General features: G+C 74.4%; 3 protein-coding genes. 2 read left to right on the top strand and 1 reads right to left on the bottom strand.

From position 1 onward, the window contains the following. The first annotated feature begins 15 nt into the window (after nt 1–15). Nucleotides 16–477, top strand: a complete 462-nt coding sequence (locus tag EHS43_RS43985; RefSeq protein ID WP_125195989.1) for a DoxX family protein — start codon at nt 16–18, stop codon at nt 475–477. A gap of 62 nt (nt 478–539) precedes the next feature. Here EHS43_RS43985 and EHS43_RS43980 read toward each other — a convergent pair whose 3' ends face one another. Then, nucleotides 540–1,184 carry an RNA-binding S4 domain-containing protein gene (locus EHS43_RS43980; RefSeq protein WP_125195988.1) on the bottom strand — a complete coding sequence of 215 codons (645 nt, stop codon included), beginning with the start codon at nt 1,182–1,184 and terminating at the stop codon, nt 540–542. A gap of 111 nt (nt 1,185–1,295) precedes the next feature. On the opposite strand from EHS43_RS43980, the gene EHS43_RS43975 reads away from it, so the two are divergent. Continuing rightward, nucleotides 1,296–1,705, top strand: a 410-nt coding sequence (locus tag EHS43_RS43975; RefSeq protein WP_312023481.1) for a uracil-DNA glycosylase family protein, incomplete at its 3' end; no start/stop codon positions are given.

The following is a 1,705-nucleotide window of genomic DNA, read 5'->3' as shown; positions in this document are numbered from 1 at the left end:
CCCCAGGAGACCCCGATGTCCGAGACCACCGTCCCCGTCACCCCCGCCGCTTCCGCCGCCGCGCCCGTCGTCGCCGAGTCCTCGACGGCCCGCGGGCGCCGCGCCCGGATCGCCCTGCGCACCCTGCAGGTCGTGCTCGCCCTCTTCTACGTGATCGCCAGCGCGCTCCCCAAGCTGATCGCGCACCCCTCGGCCGTCGAGGGCTTCGACAGGATGGGCTGGGGCAGCGCGGGGATGTACACCATCGGTCTGCTGGAGCTGGCCGGCGGGATCGCCCTGCTGATCCCGGTGCTGCAGTCGGTAGCGGCCGTGGCGCTGAGCGCGCTGATGGTGGGCGCCTTCGTCGTCCAGCTCACCTACTTCGACGGGGAGAACGCGGCGACCCCGCTCATCCTGATGATCCCGCTCGCCCTGATCGCCTGGGCCCGGCGAGGACACAACGCGGATCTGCTGCGACTGGTGCGACGACGGGCATGAGACAGCGCCCACGGTCATCGCGGTGAGGTCGGCGCCCTGCCCTTGCGGGAGGGGGACCGGCCTCAGCGTGGTGACCGACGGCCTCTCGTGTTCGAGTCGCCCGCGCTCTCCGGGCCGTCGGCTCCGCCCGAGCCGCTCGGAGCGATCGGGTCGACGCCGCCCCTCGGGCTGCCGGGTCCGGCGAAGCGGCCGCGGCGGTTGCCCTCCGCGAGGCCGCGCAGACGTTCCAGCTCGCGGCGGTCGCGCTTGGTGGGGCGGCCGGCGCCGCGGTCGCGGACACCGGCGGGCGCGACGGCCGCGCGGGGCGGAGGCGGGGGAGAGTTGTCGACGTAGCACTGGACGGCCACGGGGGCGCCGACCCGCTTGCGGATCAGCCGTTTGACGATGACGACGCGCTCCCGGCCCTCCTGGCGGACGCGCACCTCGTCACCGACGCGCAGGGCGTGGGCGGGCTTCACCCGCTCGCCGTTCACCTGCACATGCCCGCCCCGGCAGGCGGTGGCTCCCGCGGAACGGGTCTTGACCAGACGCACCGACCAGATCCAGCTGTCGGTGCGCACGGACTCACCGCTCTGCACCCCGGCGGCCTCCGCGGCGGCTACGGCGGCGGCGATCTTCGGGTCCGGTACCTCGGGGGTCGAGCTGGCCGTCGTGCCGACCTGATCCGTCCCACCGGTCTCGTCGTCGTCCCTGCGTTCCACAGCCATAACTCCGACCTTAGTACCCGGGACCGCCCACGCCGGGCGGGTTTTCCGGGCGGTGCCCGTCCGCACGGCCCGGCCACCGCCACCCGGGCGACCTGCCCGTACCGTGGACCCGTGGACGCCTTGGCCGAACTCGACCGCCGGATCTCGGGCTGTCGTGCCTGTCCGCGGCTGGTCGACTGGCGGGAGGAGGTCGCCCGCACCAGACGGGCCGCGTTCGCCGACTGGACCTACTGGGGGCGCCCGGTGCCGGGCTTCGGCCCGCCGGACGCGCGGATGCTGATCGTCGGGCTGGCTCCGGCCGCGCACGGCGGGAACCGTACCGGGCGGATGTTCACCGGCGACCGTTCCGGGGACGTGCTGTACCAGGCCCTGTACGACATCGGGCTCGCCTCGCAGCCGACCGCGGTGACCGCCGACGACGGACTGGAGCTGTACGGCGTGCGGATCACCTCACCCGTGCACTGCGCCCCGCCCGCGATCAAGCCCACCCCCGGGGAGCGCGACACCTGTCGGCCCTGGCT

The sequence above is a fragment of the Streptomyces sp. RP5T genome, assembly GCF_003933965.1.
Taxonomy (GTDB): domain Bacteria; phylum Actinomycetota; class Actinomycetes; order Streptomycetales; family Streptomycetaceae; genus Streptomyces.
Note: the sequence above shows the minus strand (reverse complement) of the source record. Positions and strands in the feature narration are given on the sequence as shown.